Here is a 14866-nt window from a genome sequence, read left to right on the forward strand (position 1 = left end):
GGTAATCGTTGGGCTGCCTCAGGGTCAGTGGACGAAGCGCGCCACGACATCGCGATAGCTGCGTGATACCTTGACCTGAGCCCCCGATTCCAAGACCAGGAAACATTCGCCGTTGGTGTGCGGCTTGACCTGACGGACCAACCCCAGATTGACGATGGTCGAGCGATGAACCCGCTGGAAATTGCGCGGATCCAGCCGCTTTTCCAGATCCTTCATCGTCTCGCGCAGAATGAGCGAGTTGTCGCCGGTGTAGATGCACATGTAATCGCCGGCAGCATCGATCCGCTCGATGGTATCGACATCGACGCGGAAAATCTGCCCGCGATCCTTGATGTTGATCAGCTTTTCATAACGGTTCGAGGCCGAAGCGTCATCGTCTTCGCCCAGATCGAGCGCTTCCATTGCATCCGGCGCGACTTCGTTGAGCACGTTCATCAATTTATCGGCTTCTTCGCGGCCCTTTTTGTCGCGGATGCGTTCGCGGATGCGGTCTATGGCATCGGCCAGACGGACATCATCGACGGGCTTGAGCAGATAATCGACAGCCTGGGCTTCGAACGCCTTGACGGCATGTTCGGAGTAAGCGGTGCAGAACACCACCAAAGGCGGTTCGATGTCCATGATGCCCTTGACGACCGAGAAGCCGTCGAAGCCGGGCATCTGGATGTCGAGGAAGACCAGATCGGGTTTCAGGGTCTTGATCTTGCGGATTGCCTCGCGCCCGTTAAGGCAGGTGTCGATGATTTCGATGTCGTCAAACTTTTCCAGCCGGAGCTGCATTCCCTGAATGGCGAGTTTCTCGTCATCGATCAGGATGGTGCGGATGGTCATGCCTGTAGTTGCCTTTGTTCGCGTGTTTCAAACGGAATCTCGATAATCACGCTATAGCCGCCCCCGGGTGATGATCGTGTCTCAAACCGGTGATTGTCTTCGTAAGCTTGGGACAGTCTGTCCCGTATGTTCGCCAGCCCGACCCCGGTTGATGCATTGGCCGTCGTGCCTTGCTTCTTCAATCCGGGCCCTGTGTCGGTTACGGTGATACGCAGCAGGGGTCCGATGAGTTGCGCCGATATCGTGATATCGGCCCCGTCCTCTTTTGGCGTTACGGCATATTTTATGGCGTTCTCGACCAGAGGTTGCAAGAGCAGCGACGGCAGCAGTGCATAGGCGGCGTTTGGCTCGATATCGAAATGCGCGCGCAGACGCTCCTCGAAACGCATTTTTTCGATGTCGAGATAGAGCTTGAGCGTCTCCACTTCCTGCGCCAGCGTCACCCGCGCGGTGGGTTCGTTGGCCAGCGTATAGCGCAGGAAAGACGACAGCCGCGAGAGCATCGCGTTGGCAGGCTCGGTCTGCTTTAGCAGTACGAGGGTGGAAATGCTGTTCAGCGTGTTGAACAGGAAATGTGGATTGAGCTGATAGCGCAGCATGGCCAGCTGCGCGCTGGTCGCCTGGTTTTCCAGCCGCAACATCTGGTCCTGCTGTTCCTCGATCCTCAGGAAGAAATTGATCGCATAATACAGCGCGGACCAAGCACCCAGCAGGGTGAGGTCAAGATAGAATGCGCCGAGCAGGATCGCGGTGAAATTGCTGTCGCTGCCGGGGCGATACAATGTCGCTACCCAGGCGTCGACAAAGGCATAAAGCGCCGACCCCACCAGCAGCACGATCAGGGTTATGCTCCACGTTATCAGCGGTTTGCGGTCGATCAGCGTCTGGTAGATGACGCCCATCACCAGCGAGATCGAATAGCCGGTGATCGTCGCGATGATAATCGGCACCAAGAACGAGATCGGCTGGCCGTTGGCGAGGCCCGAAATGCCGCGCAGCGCCAGTGCGCCTGCCCAACCCAAGGTCTGCAGGTTCCAGAAGGCCCGATTCTTGTTGGCAAAGAACGGTGTCGGCTTGAAGGGCAGCATCGCCATGATGAAACAGGGCTTAGCCCGATTTGTGCCGAGGCCCCACATTTTTTTGCATCATGGTTGCGGCTGGGTTACGCTTTGCACCAATCATAATGAGAGGACCTGCCGCATGAGCGAAACTGCAACCATATTGGACCCGGCCCACCGCGCCAAGTTTTCCGCGATGACCGAGGGCACGCAGGAAGACTGGGCAATTATCGCGAACGAGTATCGTGGATTTGCCACCGGGCTTCCGGACCGCGTGCTCAAGCATCTGCGTCTGCTCGATGGCGATTTCGGCGGCTTTCCGATCGACCGGATGCAGCACAGCCTGCAGACCGCGACCCGTGCGCACCGCGATGGTCGCGATGAGCAGTATGTCGTGATGGCGCTGCTGCATGACATCGGCGACACGCTGGGCAGCTACAACCATCCCGATGTTGCCGCTGCGATCATCAAGCCGTTCGTTTCGGATGAAATCCACTGGATCTGCGCCAACCACGGGGCGTTCCAGGGCTATTATTATTTCCATTACATCGGCGGTGACCGCAATATCCGCGACAATTTTCGGGGATCGCCCTATTTCGATGCCTGCGCAGAATTCTGCGAGAAATACGATCAGGCTGCGTTCGATGCTGACTACCAAAGCGAACCGCTCGAGTTCTTCGAACCGATGCTACGCCGGGTGATGGCCAGGCCGATCAACTCGATGTACGCAAAGGCGGCAGAAGCACAAGCAGCCTGACCGGAAGATACGATAAGGGTGTCAGCGGCGTGGCCAGCTGACACCCTCCATCCATAGTTCGTAAGATTGCGGAACTTCAGCGCGCAGAGTTGTCGGCATAAAGCCCGTCAACTGCCTTACTGACCAGCACGTTCACGGCAACACGGCGGTTTTGCGCCTTGCCTTCCTCTGTCGTGTTGTCCGCGACTGGATCAGCCTCAGCCATTCCGGCCGGGGTCAGCATGCGATACGGCTTCCACTTGCAGGCTTGCTGCAGATAATTGATCACGCTGGCCGCGCGCTTTTCGCTGAGCTGTTGGTTGTAATCCTGGTCGCCATCAGCATCGGTATAGCCCACGACCAGCATCAGCGCGTTGTCCGTCTGTTCCGCCGAGCCTGCAGCGGCACACAATTGCGCCTTCGCCTCGTCGGTCAGCTTGGCCATGTTGGTATCGAAATAGACGTTGGTGGTGGCCTTGACGTTATACTGATCGATATCACCCATCCGCCCGCGCAGCGCCTCGGTCGCTGCCGACTGCTCGGCGAACTGCTGTGCCGTTCCGGTGCGGATCATCGACGCGGTCTTGAAATCGGTATTTTTGAACGTGATCTGGTTGGCGAGCAGAGTATTGCCCGACTGCAGGGTCTTGATCGTCAGCGGCAGTCCGTTGAGCAATGCGCCGGTATCCAGCGTGGTGCGGCTTCCACCGAAGAGGCCGCCGGTCGCACGCACGCGGGTCTGATCATTCACGTAAAGGACGGTCCTTGCGCCATCTGCCGTCTGGACTTGAATGCGGTCGTCCTGCCGGGCAGTCAGGACGCCCTTGATCTCGGGGCCCTCGGTCATCGTGGCGGGATCGGGCAGCGCTTCGACCTCATTTGCGACATCGGCGCGCAGCGGGGCTGCTTCCTGCGCGACAAGCGCGGTCGATGCAGTCAGGGCCAGAGTGGCCGTGAGGATTTGGACGCTGGATGTGGAAAGGGGGAAGCGCATCAAGATACTCCTTCAGAATATGGGAATAAGCCCAATCCCTCCGGAGACAGTCGAAGGCTAATTTATGTTCCCGGCTTCATGTCCAAAGTGCGGCGAGGCGAAACGAAAGGCACGACAAGCCGACTTGGCAGCCAGTCACGGCGGTGTTCGAACGGTCAATCGAGCAGGGGAGGTGCCTCGGCGAGCAGAGGGGGATACCAGCCCCGCGCATCTTTTTCCGCTGCTGCCAGCTTTCCCATCTCTTCCTCGAACAGTCCGACGCGCTTTTTCCAGCGGTAGTGCGTCGGAGCGGAGAAAATGCCCTTGCCGCGTTGCTTGCCGTAGCGGGTCCAGAAGCGCACCGCGCCGCCTGGATCATAACCCGCATTGGCCATCAGCCAGATCGACAGCCGGTCCGCCTCGATCTCGGTTGCCAGCGTCAGCCGCGCGTTGCGACCCAGCTGCTGCATCAGCCCGCGCTGGATGCCGGCGGCGTTGAGCCGCTTGCGGTGGTCGAGCAGGTTGTGCGCCATCTCGTGCGCCAGGATCGCTGCCAACTCGTCATCGTCAACCATGAAGCCCAGCATCGCACTGGTGATGCCGACGATGTCGCCATCGGCAGATGCACCGTAATCGCCGCTGGGGCGCAGTTCGAAGCGGCTGCGGCAGGCCGGAACGCCGGTCAGGCTGGCATCAAAGGTCTGTCCTTCACGCACCAGGGTGATCGCAACCGGCGGCGCATCGAGTGCGCTGCGCAGGGTGGTATCTGCCCAGGCGACAGGGCGATAGGCGGCGGGTTGGTCGATCGCGGCCAGATCGTCGGGGGCAGGGGCGAATGCGCTGCCGTTGACCGCGATGATCGAGTCATCAATCTGGATGCCTGATTGTGCTGCTTCGCCATCGCTTACCAAGGCAAGCACCGCGTAATCGCTGGCAAAGCCGAAGGTCGCACGCGCTGCGTCTGCATCAGGATACTGGCCGATATGATGCAATGTCATGCCGACCGAATTCTTGGTTGCGCGGCAAAACGGTGCATTGGCGATCGCCAGCCGGGTTCCCACCGTGAGCACCCGCGTATCGGCCGCGCGCAGGGTCGCCAGCCCATCGTCTGCGCCTGATGCCGGTTCAGCTTTCAGCGCCGGTGTTAATGCCAGGAACGCACTACACACGACCAGCCCGAGGGCAAAGTGCAGTACGGCGCGCATATCGGCTCAGCCAACCGCCTTCTTGGCGGCGCGGGCTTCATCGATCGCCGATTTCAGCTCGTCATAGCCGACAGCACCGTTGAGCACCTTGTTGCCGACCACCCAGCTGGGGGTGCCACTGAATTCGAGCTGCTGGGCAATGCGGATGTTGGCGTCGATCACTTCATCGGCCTGTTTGGTCGCAGCAAAACTGCGGGCAGCGGCGATATCCAGCCCGGCGGTCTTGGCGGCCTGCTCGATGGTCGCCTGGCTGGGACGGCCCGCGCCGAACATGGCCTTGTAGAATGCGTAATACTTGCCCTGTTGGGCAGCAGCAAGACCCCAAGCAGCAGCGAGGCGGCTTTCATCCGAAAGGATCGGCAGCTCATGGAACACGATCTTAAGATTCTTGTCTTCGCTCACCAAACGCGCCACATCGCTGACACTCTGCCGGCAAAAACCACAGGCAAAATCCGAGTATTCGGCCAGCACGATGTCACCGTCGGGGTTGCCGGCGAACGCTGCAGCAAAGGGCTTTTCGACCTCGCTGCGCACCGATGCGATCCGGTTGGCGGCCTGCTTGCCCTGCAGCTTCTGGACTGCTTCGGGAATGATCTCAGGGTTTTCTAGGATATAGGCGCGCACGATCGCTTCGATCGCGGCCTTGTCCTTGGTGTCGAAACCAGCCGCGGTTGCAGCTGCATTCGCATCCTGCGCTGCTTCGCCACCTGTCGAGGGAATCATGCCGCCGCTCTGCCACATGAAGGTGCCGATCCCGGCTGCGATGGTGAGAAGTACGGCGACGCCCATGAACAGCCAGTTCCTTGATGATGATGCCTCGCCAGAGGTCGATGTACGTACAGTCATGGCGGGGCCTTTAGGTTGAAGATGAAACGCGGAAGGTGGGGTGGGCTTACCGGCGACGCGACTGCCGTTCAACCGCGTCGCGCGCCAGAATGGCAATATCCTGCGCGCGGATCCAGTCGGCGGCACCCTGGGGCAGTCCGATCATCGCTTCTTCGGCGCTGCGCAGCGCCAGCGGTGCATTGCCTTGAAGCACATAGCGTTCTGCACTGGCGAGCGCTGCGCGCGGCCTGTCGCCGCGGGTCTCATAGACCACGCCCAGCTGGTACCACGCGAACGGGTTCGCCGCATCGCGGGCCAGTGCCGCCTTGAGCACGCGCTCGGCCTCGGGCAGGTTGGCAGGATCCTCGCTGGCGATCAGCGCATGTCCGTAGACACCCGCGATCAGCGACTGTGCATTCGTATTGGCCACCGCCTTTTGCAGCGGAGCGATCGCCTCTTGCGGCCTGCCCGATTCAAGCAGGATCTGGCCGTAGATCTCGAGGAAATACGGGTCGTCGGGGGATTCATCAAGGAGCGATCGGGCTGATTCGAGTGCCTTTTCGGGGTACGCGCTCTTATGCCAGGCATAAGCGCGGGCATACCGGCCGGGCACGCTCAGGTCGGTTTCGGGATAGTCGCGCAATGTTTCAGCCGGGTCGGCAACATAGCCTACCAGCTTGGCTTTCACCCGCTGGAACCGTGCCTCGATTTCGGGGTCGATCGGGCGGTCGAACGCTGGGTCATTCTCGTAGATTTCCTGCAGCAGCGTGATGCGCTCGCCCGACAAAGGGTGCGAACGGTTGTAGCTGTCCTCCTGCGGGATCGCGAGCCGGAACTCGAGGTTCTGTAGTCGCTTGAAGAAGTTGATCGAACCTTTGCCGGTCAATCCGGCTTGTGACAGATACTTCGCACCGGCCACATCGGCCCCGGCTTCCTCGCCGCGGGTGTGTGCCAGAAACTTGCCGAGCGCGGCCTGTTGTCCGGCACCCATGATTCCCATTCCGGCTTCGCCGGCACCTGCAGCGATCGCAGCAATCCCCAGCAGCAGCGACAGGATGGTGATGTTGGTCGCCTTCGATGCACTTTCTGACCGGGTGATCGAATGGCCCAATGCGATATGGCCAAGCTCATGGGCGATGACCCCCTGGACCTCGTTCGAATTGCCCGCCGCCTCGATCAGCCCGCTATGGATGTAGACGTCCTGCGTTCCTGCAACGAAGGCATTGATGCTGCGATCGTTGATCACCACCACGTTCACGTTTGATGGCAGCAGTCCTGCGGCCATGATCAGATCGCGCGACATATCGGCGAGCAACGCCTCGGTTTCGGCATCGCGCAGGATCGACTGCGCCGAGACAGGCTGCACGGCGATCACCGCAATTGCGCAGACGGCCATCGTCCGTGCCGCAAACTGCCTGATCGTCTTGTTCCAGCCTGACGTAACCGTATCCATTGCAACCCGTATTGTTTGGCGAACTGTCGCGTCCGATGGCGCTACCCCATGTTGCAAGGGCGATGAACGACATATGAAAACCGGCGGACGATCGGTACAATAGCGCGCCGACAGCGCGAAGGACAGTGCCGCCCTCCACAATCGGGCGAAGCGAGCGGATTAGCGTTCAAGCGAAGCAGAGCTGGGCCAGAAACTCGCTGCTGGCCCGGCGCAACTCGGTCGCCTGATTCTGCAAACGGTCTGTTATGGTCCGCATGTCGGCGGCCATGTGCCGGACCTGATCTGCATGGCTGCTCACCTTGCGTGCGGTCTCCTCCATGCTGCGAGCATCGTTCGCAACCTGGCTGACATGATCATTGATGTTGCAGGTCGCCTTGCCTTGATCGGCGATCACGGACGCAATGTGAACGGCACCTGCGTTCACCAGATCGATCTGGTCGACGATCGAGTGGATCGTTGTTTCGGCCAACGTAATCTGCGTTCGGATGCCATCGACGGTGTGCCCCACCGAATTGATCGCACCGCGTGTCTGCCCGGCGAGCTGTTTGACTTCATGCGCGACCACCGCGAACCCGCGTCCGGCTTCACCGGCGCGAGAGGCCTCAATGGTGGCGTTGAGCGCCAGCAGATTGGTGTGGGCCGCAATTTCCTCGATCAGATTGGCGATCTGGGATGTCTTTGCGGCCTCCGCCGCCAATGCGCCGATGGCCTCGCTGCCTTCCCGAGACGATTCGCGCGCCAAGGTTGCGGCGCGGTGCTGTTCATCGATCCGTTGCGCGATCGTGTTGGCCGATGAACTGAGTTGGCTTGCGGCATTTGCAACGTTCTGTACGGAGCGGCCGACGTTGCACGCCCGGCTGGTCACCATCGCGGCGCTGGCATCGGTTTCTTCGCCGATTGTACCCAGGGCGTCGGAGCAGTCGGCCAATCGCGTGAGCGCCTCGCTCAATTTTTCGACCGTTTGCACCACGGATTGTTCGAAATCACCTGCAAGGCTGGCCATTCCAGCCCGCCATTCGGTAGCATGGCGATTGGCTTGGTCGGCGAGCATTGTTTGGGCCTTCAGATCGAGCTCCGCCTGGCTCTTCAGCTGTTCCTGCTCGCGTTCGAACTGATGTTCACGCGCCTCGGCCAGTTCGCGCGACTGAATGATGGCGTGCGCAAAAAAGTTCCAGATCAGAATGTTGGTGCGCCATAACGCAAACAGATAGACAAGCAGCAGCATGTACAACTCTGCCGGGACGTAGGTGTCGGTCAGTTCGATCGCGAAGACCAGCCCGGCCCCTGATCCGATCAGCCAGATCAGGTTGGTCGTCGGAAGGGTAAAAGAGCCCATCGCTCCCACCGCAATGTGGGCAACAGCAACCAGCAGCCCCAGCACGCGGATGCCCGGGTCGGGCGACATCAGCATACCCATCGTGATCAGCGACCATCCGACCGCCGCGAAGATGATGATCGCGCGCAACCGCAGGTTTAGTGACAGCAGCGCGGGATCGAGATTTTCGTCGTCAACGTGTAACTGCAACGCTCTGAGATGGATAAAACAGAACGCCGTGACCGCAAGAACGATCATGATCGACCCGGTTATCACCCAGCCCGCGCCGGTGCTACCCAGGCTGAACCAGGTGACGATCGGCGCGGTGATCGCCACCGATGGAACCAGAGCGACCGAGCCCTTGCTGGCGTGCAGAAACTGGGCAAGCCGGAAGGCGCGGCCCGCTACGGAATCTGCGGTCAGATCGGTTCTGACGATGCCCGGCGCAATTCGCGTGTGAACGGATATATCCAGCCACAACTGGCGTGACATTCGGGCATCTCCTTAACCTGATTAATGCCCGCTAGCACTGTCGAGGTTAACAAGAATTTACCAAACCGTATACAATGGCACCACGATCAAAGCACGTATTTGCTGAGATCCGTGTTCTTGGCGATACCCGCGAGATGCTGTTGCACATATGTTGCGTCGATCGTGATGGTCTCGCCGCGATGGTCTTCGGCGCCAAAGCTCACGTCCTCGAGCAGCTTTTCCATCACCGTCTGCAGGCGGCGGGCACCGATATTCTCGACGCTTTCGTTAACCGATGCGGCAATCCGGGCGACTTCGCGGAGCGCATCTTCGGTGAAATTGAGCGTCAGTTCTTCGGTTTCGAGCAGCGCTGTGTACTGCTGTGCCAGATTGGCCTTGGTCTGCGTGAGGATGTGAAAGAAATCCTCTTCGGTCAGAGCCTTCAATTCGACGCGGATCGGCAGGCGGCCCTGCAGTTCGGGCAGCATATCGCTGGGCTTGGCGATATGGAACGCGCCCGATGCGATGAACAGCACGTGGTCGGTTTTCATCGGGCCGTATTTGGTAGCCACGGTCGTGCCTTCGATCAGCGGCAGCAGATCGCGCTGCACGCCTTCGCGGCTCACCGATCCGCCGCGGACATCCGAAACCGCGATTTTGTCGATCTCGTCGAGGAACACGATGCCGTTTGCTTCGGCATCGGCGAGCGCGACGCGCGCGACATCATCCTGGTCCATCCGCTTTTCGGCTTCTTCCTCGATCAACTTGTCCCAGGCATCGGCGAGCCGCATCTTGCGCGGCTTGGTGCGCTTCTGGCCGAACGCCTTGCCCATCATGTCGGAGAGGTTGATCATGCCCACCTGGCCGCCCATGCCCGGGATTTCCATAGGCATGTTGGGAGCGTCCTCGACCTCAATCTCGACCTCGGTGTCGTTCATATGGTTGTCGGTGATGCGCTGGCGGAAGCTCTGCCGGGTTGCCTCGCTGGCGTTGTCACCGACCAGCGCGTTGAGCAGCCGCTCCATCGCGGCGTCCGATGCAGCCTCGCGCACCTTCTCGCGTCGCCGTTCCTTTTCGAGCCGCACCGCGTCCTCGACCAGATCTCGCGCAATCTGGTCGACATCGCGGCCGACATAGCCGACTTCGGTGAACTTGGTGGCCTCGATCTTGATGAACGGCGCATCGGCAAGCTTGGCCAGGCGGCGCGATATCTCGGTCTTGCCGCAACCTGTTGGGCCGATCATCAGAATGTTCTTGGGCGTAACCTCGTCGCGCAGCTCGGCGGGCAGACGCTGACGCCGCCAGCGGTTGCGCAGCGCCACGGCCACGGCGCGCTTTGCGTCCTGCTGGCCGATGATGTGCGCATCCAGCGCAGCGACGATGGACTTAGGGGTGAGCATATCAGTCATTCGGGGTTCTTCTTTAGGAGAGTGTTGCAAGTCAATTTGGGGGTTGCGGTTACCCGCTTCAAGCACAGCGCCAGCCCGCCATCAGCGCACGATGCGATTCGACGATATCGGTAATGTCCTGCGGCTGCGGCTCGGCGAGATATTCGCCGCGCTCGAACGTGCCGCCCAGCAGGATGCCGTCGGCGCGCGGAAACATGTATCCTGCGCTCAGCGAATAGGCGTATTGCACCTCGGGCTGGGGAATCAGCACCGCAAGCTGGCCGCGCACGGGGACAAGTTCGCTGTCACCGAAAAGTGCCGCCGCGCCCAGCCCGGTGCAGTTTAACACCAGTCTTTCGGGCAATGCAGCGACCTGTTCGGGCGTATCGAACCGTCGCACCTCGACTGCGCCACCTGCAACGCGGATATCGCTCAATAGCCGCTCGAGAAAACGCCCGGTTTCAACGTACATCGTGTCGTACTTGACCACATTGTCGAGCGGGAAGGGGTGTTCGGAAGCCGAAAGACGGCTGCGACCGGGGAACCTGAGATCAGCGGGGATTGGCCCTGTCCTGCGCGTCTGGTCATAAGTAGGCAGCCAGCGGATACCATAATCGTCGCCGACCATGATCTGGAAGCGTCGCCTGCTGTAATCGGCGGCGGCTGCGGCCTGCTCGCGCCACTGCGGGGTCACCATGTCCTCGTCGAAATGGCTCGCCGGGTTAATCTGCCCGCCGGCAATGTTCGAAGTGGTACCCGGCGGCAGCGTCTCGGTGTAGATGGTGACACGGTAGCCTGCTTCCTGCACCAGCCGCGCGGTGGTCAGCCCCATGATCCCCGATCCGATCACCGCGACAGGACCCGAATGGCCGGAAAGCCCCAACACCGTCGCCAGCCGCGAACTGCCCCAGCTCAGCGATATTCCGCCTCCGCCATGCCCGTAATTGTGCACCAGCAGCGAATCCCCAAGCTTCTGGGCGCGGACGACGAAGCCGGAGGGGCGATATGGACGCAGGCCCGCGACAGTGCGGATAACGCGGGATGAATCGACATCGACGCGCGGAAGGCAAAGCGCTCCAGAAGGCGCGCTGCCGACCGAAGCCAACCGGGCCGCATTGCCTGATGGCACCGTCGTGCAGCTGCTCAGCGCCAGCGCTGCTCCGCCCGAGACCAGCGCACGTCGATCCAACCGCACATCCATTGCGCCGACCATAAAGGGTCAGTTGGTCGTGTCGAGGGTTTCGATCGTCAACTGGTCGTTGGTGTAGACGCACACGTCGGCCGCGATCTTCATCGCCTTGCGCGCGATTGTCTCGGCGTCCTGTTCGTACTCAAGCAAAGCACGCGCGGCGGCGAGCGCGAAGTTGCCGCCCGATCCGATCGCCGCGACGCCATCGACCGGCTCGAGCACATCGCCGTTGCCGGTGAGGATCAGCGTCACATCCTTGTCGGCGACGATCATCATCGCTTCAAGGTTGCGCAGATATTTGTCGGTGCGCCAGTCCTTGGCAAGCTCGACCGCAGCGCGCATCAATTGCCCCGAATGCCGCTCAAGCTTGCCTTCGAGCCGTTCGAACAGCGTAAAGGCATCAGCGGTGGCGCCGGCAAAGCCGCCGATGACCGATCCGTCGCCCAGCCTGCGAACCTTGCGCGCGTTGGGCTTCATGATCGTCTGACCCATCGAAACCTGGCCGTCGCCGGCGATCACCGCCTTGCCGTTCTTGCGGATGCCGATGATGGTGGTGCCATGCCATGTCGGCATGCTGCTGTCTTGTCTGCTCATGGCGCGCGATATGGTGGGAACGGCGAAATGCTGCAACCCCTACATGATGCGCCGGACTTCATCGCCAGCGTATAGACGGATATCCGCGCCGATCCGTTCGACCTGCGCCAGGCCTGCGCCGAAGGCCGCCATGTGCGGCGACTTGGAGTGGGCATCGAGCGCTGCTTCGTCAGCCCAGCGTTCGGATATCCGCAGGATATCGGGGTCGTTCATGTCGCGGGCGAAGCAATACAGCAGGCAGCCGTCTTCCTTGCGGGTTTCCTCGACCATGATCCGGGCGGCTTCGCTGAACTTCTCGATTTCGCCCGGTGCAAAATGCAGCCAGCCTTCGATGATGAGCATGTCTGGGTCTCTCCTGCCGGGGCGTCCATCCGCCGTTCGCGCACAGGGTTACGATGCCGTCACCTCGTACGCAAGCTAGACACTATGATAAGCACGGTACCAGTCGACAAAGCGCGGGATGCCGGTGTCGATCGACGTGGTCGGCGCATAGCCCAGATCGGCCTGGATCGCGCTGATATCCGCGTATGTTTCATAGACATCGCCCGGCTGCATCGGCAGCAGGTTGCGGACAGCAGGCTTGCCACATGACGCCTCGACGACGTCGATCATCCGTCCCAGCGGCTCGGGCTGGTTGTTGCCGATGTTGTAGACCGCATGCGGCGCAATGCTGCCGCCGGGCTTGCGCGCATCGTCATCGGAAGGGGGGTGGTCGATGACGGCGATCACGCCGGCGATAATGTCATCGATATAGGTAAAGTCGCGGCGCATATCGCCATGATTGTAAACGTCGATCGGGTCGCCCTGCAGGATCGCTTTGGTGAACTTCCACAGCGCCATGTCGGGGCGCCCCCAGGGGCCATAGACGGTAAAGAACCTCAGCCCCGTCATCGGCACGCGATAGAGATGCGCGTAGGTCTCGCTCATCAGTTCGTCGGCCTTTTTGGTCGCCGCGTAAAGCGAGACCGGATGATCGACGCGGGTGTCGACGCTGAACGGGCTGGCCGCGCTATTGCCATAGACAGACGAGGACGAGGCATAGACGCAATGGTCCACGCGGCGCGATCGCGCGAGTTCGAGCACATTGAGGTGGCCGACAAGGTTCGACTGCACATAGGCGTGCGGATTATCGATGCTGTAGCGGACGCCCGCCTGCGCGCCCAGATGCACGATCGAAGCGAAATCGTGTCCGTCGAGCGCCGCCACAAGCGCCGGATAATCGGCGAAATCGAGCTGCAGGAAATCGAACGAACCGGACGGTACGTCCGCCAGATCCGCCAGCCGGGCGTGTTTGAGCGCGGGATCGTAATAGGCGTTGAGATTGTCGATGCCGATGACCCGATCGCCCCGCGCCATCAGCGCGCGGATAAGGGCATGGCCGATGAACCCGGCAGCTCCGGTGACGAGGATCTTCATGGGGTGGGTGATGCCCGATCAGCCGGCGAGGCGCAAATGGCCAGCCGGGCGTTCTGTATGCGCGGGCTGGTCGGACCAGATGCCGCGGGTGTCGTAGACAATCTTGTCAGCGCGCTCTGCGAGCGGGATCGACTTGAACACGTCGTGATCGACCAGCACAATGAACATGTCGCAGCTCTCGATCGCGTCATCGACATCGATCAGGCTGGCGCCCAGGCCGTCATAAGCTGGCGGCAGCGCCTGCGCATAAGGTTCGACGATCGCGATCCGCTCGCCGAATTTTTGCGCCAGCGCGAGCGCGACCTTGTTCGCGGGGCTTTCGCGGAAATCGTCGATATTGGCCTTGAACGCGAGCCCCAGGCAAGCGACCCGCGCTTCCGGATTGGCCTCGATCATCGCGCTCGCCTTTTCGAGCACATGGCCGATCTTGCCGTCGTTGACCCAGCGCGCGGTGCGGATCAGAGGGGTGTCATCGGGTGCACCGTGGATGATGAACCATGGGTCGACCGCGATGCAGTGCCCGCCCACGCCGGGGCCGGGCTGCAAGATATTGACACGGGGGTGGCGGTTGGCGAGGCGGATGACCTCCCACACGTCCAGCTCCATGCGGTCGGCGACGATCGAAAGTTCATTGGCGAACGCGATATTGACGTCGCGATAGGCGTTTTCGACCAGCTTGGTCATCTCGGCCGAGCGGGCATCGGTGGTGATGCACTCGCCGCGCACGAAGCGGCGATAGAAGGTCAGCGCTTTGCGCGCGCACCGCGGCGTGATCCCGCCAATGGAGCGATCGTTGTTGGTGAGCTCCTCGAGGATGCGGCCGGGCAGCACCCGTTCGGGGCAATAGGCGATGGCGATATCAGGAATGTCCGACGTCATTCCTGGAACCTTGAGATCAGGGCGCAGCTTGGCGATCATGTCCCGCATTTCCTCGGTGGTGCCCACCGGAGAAGTGGATTCAAGGATGATGCAGTCGCCGGGCTTGATCACCGCCGCAATGCTGCTCGCGGCCTGCAGCACATAGCTAATATCGGGCGCATGGTTGTCGTCAAAAGGGGTTGGGACAGCTATCACGAAGACATCGGATGGCTCGACCGTGAGCGAGGTGCGCAGCATTCCGCGCGAGACTACGCCCTGGACCAGCCCGTCGAGATCGACTTCCTCGATATGGATTCGGCCCTCCGCGATCGTATTCACGACATGTTCGGAAACATCGACACCCAGAACCCGGCAACCCGATCGGGCGATGATCGCTGCGGTTGGAAGGCCGATATAGCCAAGCCCAACGACGCAAACTTCAGGCTTCTTGTCGGACAGCATGGTCATTCCCCGAAACTATGGCGGCCCGCTGCGGCGTGAGCCAGGTGCCAGTCTGGCTTTTTCCTAGAGGCTATGGAGTTAAAAAACCCGTA

Annotated in this window: 14 protein-coding genes; 1 reads left to right on the forward strand and 13 read right to left on the reverse strand. The window is 60.9% G+C overall.

Annotated features, from left to right (window positions below; all coding sequences use genetic code 11):
- Positions 1 to 24: 24 nt before the first annotated feature.
- A complete protein-coding gene (locus tag IEW00_RS11630; RefSeq protein ID WP_188514518.1) occupies positions 25 to 831 on the reverse strand; it encodes a LytR/AlgR family response regulator transcription factor in 807 nt (268 codons plus the stop codon).
- On the reverse strand, positions 828 to 1925 hold the full coding sequence (locus IEW00_RS11635; protein WP_188514519.1) for a sensor histidine kinase: 1098 nt from the start codon (positions 1923 to 1925) through the stop codon (positions 828 to 830). The genes IEW00_RS11630 and IEW00_RS11635 overlap by 4 nt, the downstream gene beginning before the upstream one ends.
- Positions 1926 to 2031: 106 nt before the next feature.
- On the opposite strand from IEW00_RS11635, the gene IEW00_RS11640 reads away from it, so the two are divergent.
- Positions 2032 to 2646, forward strand: a complete 615-nt coding sequence (locus IEW00_RS11640) for an HD domain-containing protein (protein ID WP_188514520.1) — start codon at positions 2032 to 2034, stop codon at positions 2644 to 2646.
- A gap of 76 nt (positions 2647 to 2722) precedes the next feature.
- On the opposite strand, the gene IEW00_RS11645 is transcribed toward IEW00_RS11640, so the two are convergent.
- The 11 genes from IEW00_RS11645 to wecC all read right to left on the reverse strand — a co-directional run bounded on the left by IEW00_RS11645 (position 2723) and on the right by wecC (position 14774).
- On the reverse strand, positions 2723 to 3619 hold the full coding sequence (locus tag IEW00_RS11645; RefSeq protein ID WP_188514521.1) for an OmpA family protein: 897 nt from the start codon (positions 3617 to 3619) through the stop codon (positions 2723 to 2725).
- 155 nt (positions 3620 to 3774) lie between these two features.
- Positions 3775 to 4803: a M48 family metallopeptidase gene (locus IEW00_RS11650; RefSeq protein WP_188514522.1), complete on the reverse strand. Its 1029-nt coding sequence runs from the start codon at positions 4801 to 4803 to the stop codon at positions 3775 to 3777.
- Positions 4804 to 4809: 6 nt separating this feature from the next.
- On the reverse strand, positions 4810 to 5649 hold the full coding sequence (locus IEW00_RS11655) for a DsbA family protein (RefSeq protein WP_188514523.1): 840 nt from the start codon (positions 5647 to 5649) through the stop codon (positions 4810 to 4812).
- Between the two features lie 46 nt (positions 5650 to 5695).
- The gene (locus IEW00_RS11660) at positions 5696 to 7081 is read right to left on the reverse strand and encodes a M48 family metalloprotease (protein WP_229736992.1); all 1386 of its coding nucleotides are present in this window, start codon (positions 7079 to 7081) and stop codon (positions 5696 to 5698) included.
- 166 nt (positions 7082 to 7247) lie between these two features.
- Positions 7248 to 8888: a methyl-accepting chemotaxis protein gene (locus IEW00_RS11665; protein ID WP_188514524.1), complete on the reverse strand. Its 1641-nt coding sequence runs from the start codon at positions 8886 to 8888 to the stop codon at positions 7248 to 7250.
- 86 nt (positions 8889 to 8974) lie between these two features.
- A complete protein-coding gene (gene hslU, locus IEW00_RS11670; protein WP_188514525.1) occupies positions 8975 to 10276 on the reverse strand; it encodes an ATP-dependent protease ATPase subunit HslU in 1302 nt (433 codons plus the stop codon).
- Between the two features lie 58 nt (positions 10277 to 10334).
- A complete protein-coding gene (locus tag IEW00_RS11675; protein WP_188514526.1) occupies positions 10335 to 11456 on the reverse strand; it encodes an FAD-dependent oxidoreductase in 1122 nt (373 codons plus the stop codon).
- 18 nt (positions 11457 to 11474) lie between these two features.
- Complete coding sequence (gene hslV / locus IEW00_RS11680; RefSeq protein ID WP_188514628.1) at positions 11475 to 12017, reverse strand: ATP-dependent protease subunit HslV; 543 nt, start codon at positions 12015 to 12017, stop codon at positions 11475 to 11477.
- Positions 12018 to 12077: 60 nt separating this feature from the next.
- Entirely contained in the window at positions 12078 to 12380 is a 303-nt protein-coding gene (locus IEW00_RS11685; RefSeq protein WP_188514527.1) for a putative quinol monooxygenase, read from the reverse strand.
- Positions 12381 to 12455: 75 nt separating this feature from the next.
- Positions 12456 to 13454 carry an NAD-dependent epimerase/dehydratase family protein gene (locus tag IEW00_RS11690; protein ID WP_188514528.1) on the reverse strand — a complete coding sequence of 333 codons (999 nt, stop codon included), beginning with the start codon at positions 13452 to 13454 and terminating at the stop codon, positions 12456 to 12458.
- Positions 13455 to 13472: 18 nt separating this feature from the next.
- Positions 13473 to 14774, reverse strand: coding sequence for a UDP-N-acetyl-D-mannosamine dehydrogenase (wecC, locus tag IEW00_RS11695; protein WP_188514629.1), 1302 nt, complete (start codon positions 14772 to 14774; stop codon positions 13473 to 13475).
- Positions 14775 to 14866 lie beyond the last annotated feature (92 nt).

Origin of the sequence: Blastomonas aquatica (genome assembly GCF_014639875.1) — a bacterium.
In the GTDB taxonomy this organism is placed as follows: domain Bacteria; phylum Pseudomonadota; class Alphaproteobacteria; order Sphingomonadales; family Sphingomonadaceae; genus Blastomonas; species Blastomonas aquatica.

Coding starts and splice junctions, on each gene's coding strand:
- IEW00_RS11630 (WP_188514518.1), bottom strand. CDS start 831: ATGACCATCCGCACCATCCTGATCGATGACGAGAAACTCGCCATTCAG.
- IEW00_RS11635 (WP_188514519.1), bottom strand. CDS start 1,925: ATGGCGATGCTGCCCTTCAAGCCGACACCGTTCTTTGCCAACAAGAAT.
- IEW00_RS11640 (WP_188514520.1), top strand. CDS start 2,032: ATGAGCGAAACTGCAACCATATTGGACCCGGCCCACCGCGCCAAGTTT.
- IEW00_RS11645 (WP_188514521.1), bottom strand. CDS start 3,619: ATGCGCTTCCCCCTTTCCACATCCAGCGTCCAAATCCTCACGGCCACT.
- IEW00_RS11650 (WP_188514522.1), bottom strand. CDS start 4,803: ATGCGCGCCGTACTGCACTTTGCCCTCGGGCTGGTCGTGTGTAGTGCG.
- IEW00_RS11655 (WP_188514523.1), bottom strand. CDS start 5,649: ATGACTGTACGTACATCGACCTCTGGCGAGGCATCATCATCAAGGAAC.
- IEW00_RS11660 (WP_229736992.1), bottom strand. CDS start 7,081: ATGGATACGGTTACGTCAGGCTGGAACAAGACGATCAGGCAGTTTGCG.
- IEW00_RS11665 (WP_188514524.1), bottom strand. CDS start 8,888: ATGTCACGCCAGTTGTGGCTGGATATATCCGTTCACACGCGAATTGCG.
- hslU (WP_188514525.1), bottom strand. CDS start 10,276: ATGACTGATATGCTCACCCCTAAGTCCATCGTCGCTGCGCTGGATGCG.
- IEW00_RS11675 (WP_188514526.1), bottom strand. CDS start 11,456: ATGGATGTGCGGTTGGATCGACGTGCGCTGGTCTCGGGCGGAGCAGCG.
- hslV (WP_188514628.1), bottom strand. CDS start 12,017: ATGCCGACATGGCATGGCACCACCATCATCGGCATCCGCAAGAACGGC.
- IEW00_RS11685 (WP_188514527.1), bottom strand. CDS start 12,380: ATGCTCATCATCGAAGGCTGGCTGCATTTTGCACCGGGCGAAATCGAG.
- IEW00_RS11690 (WP_188514528.1), bottom strand. CDS start 13,454: ATGAAGATCCTCGTCACCGGAGCTGCCGGGTTCATCGGCCATGCCCTT.
- wecC (WP_188514629.1), bottom strand. CDS start 14,774: ATGCTGTCCGACAAGAAGCCTGAAGTTTGCGTCGTTGGGCTTGGCTAT.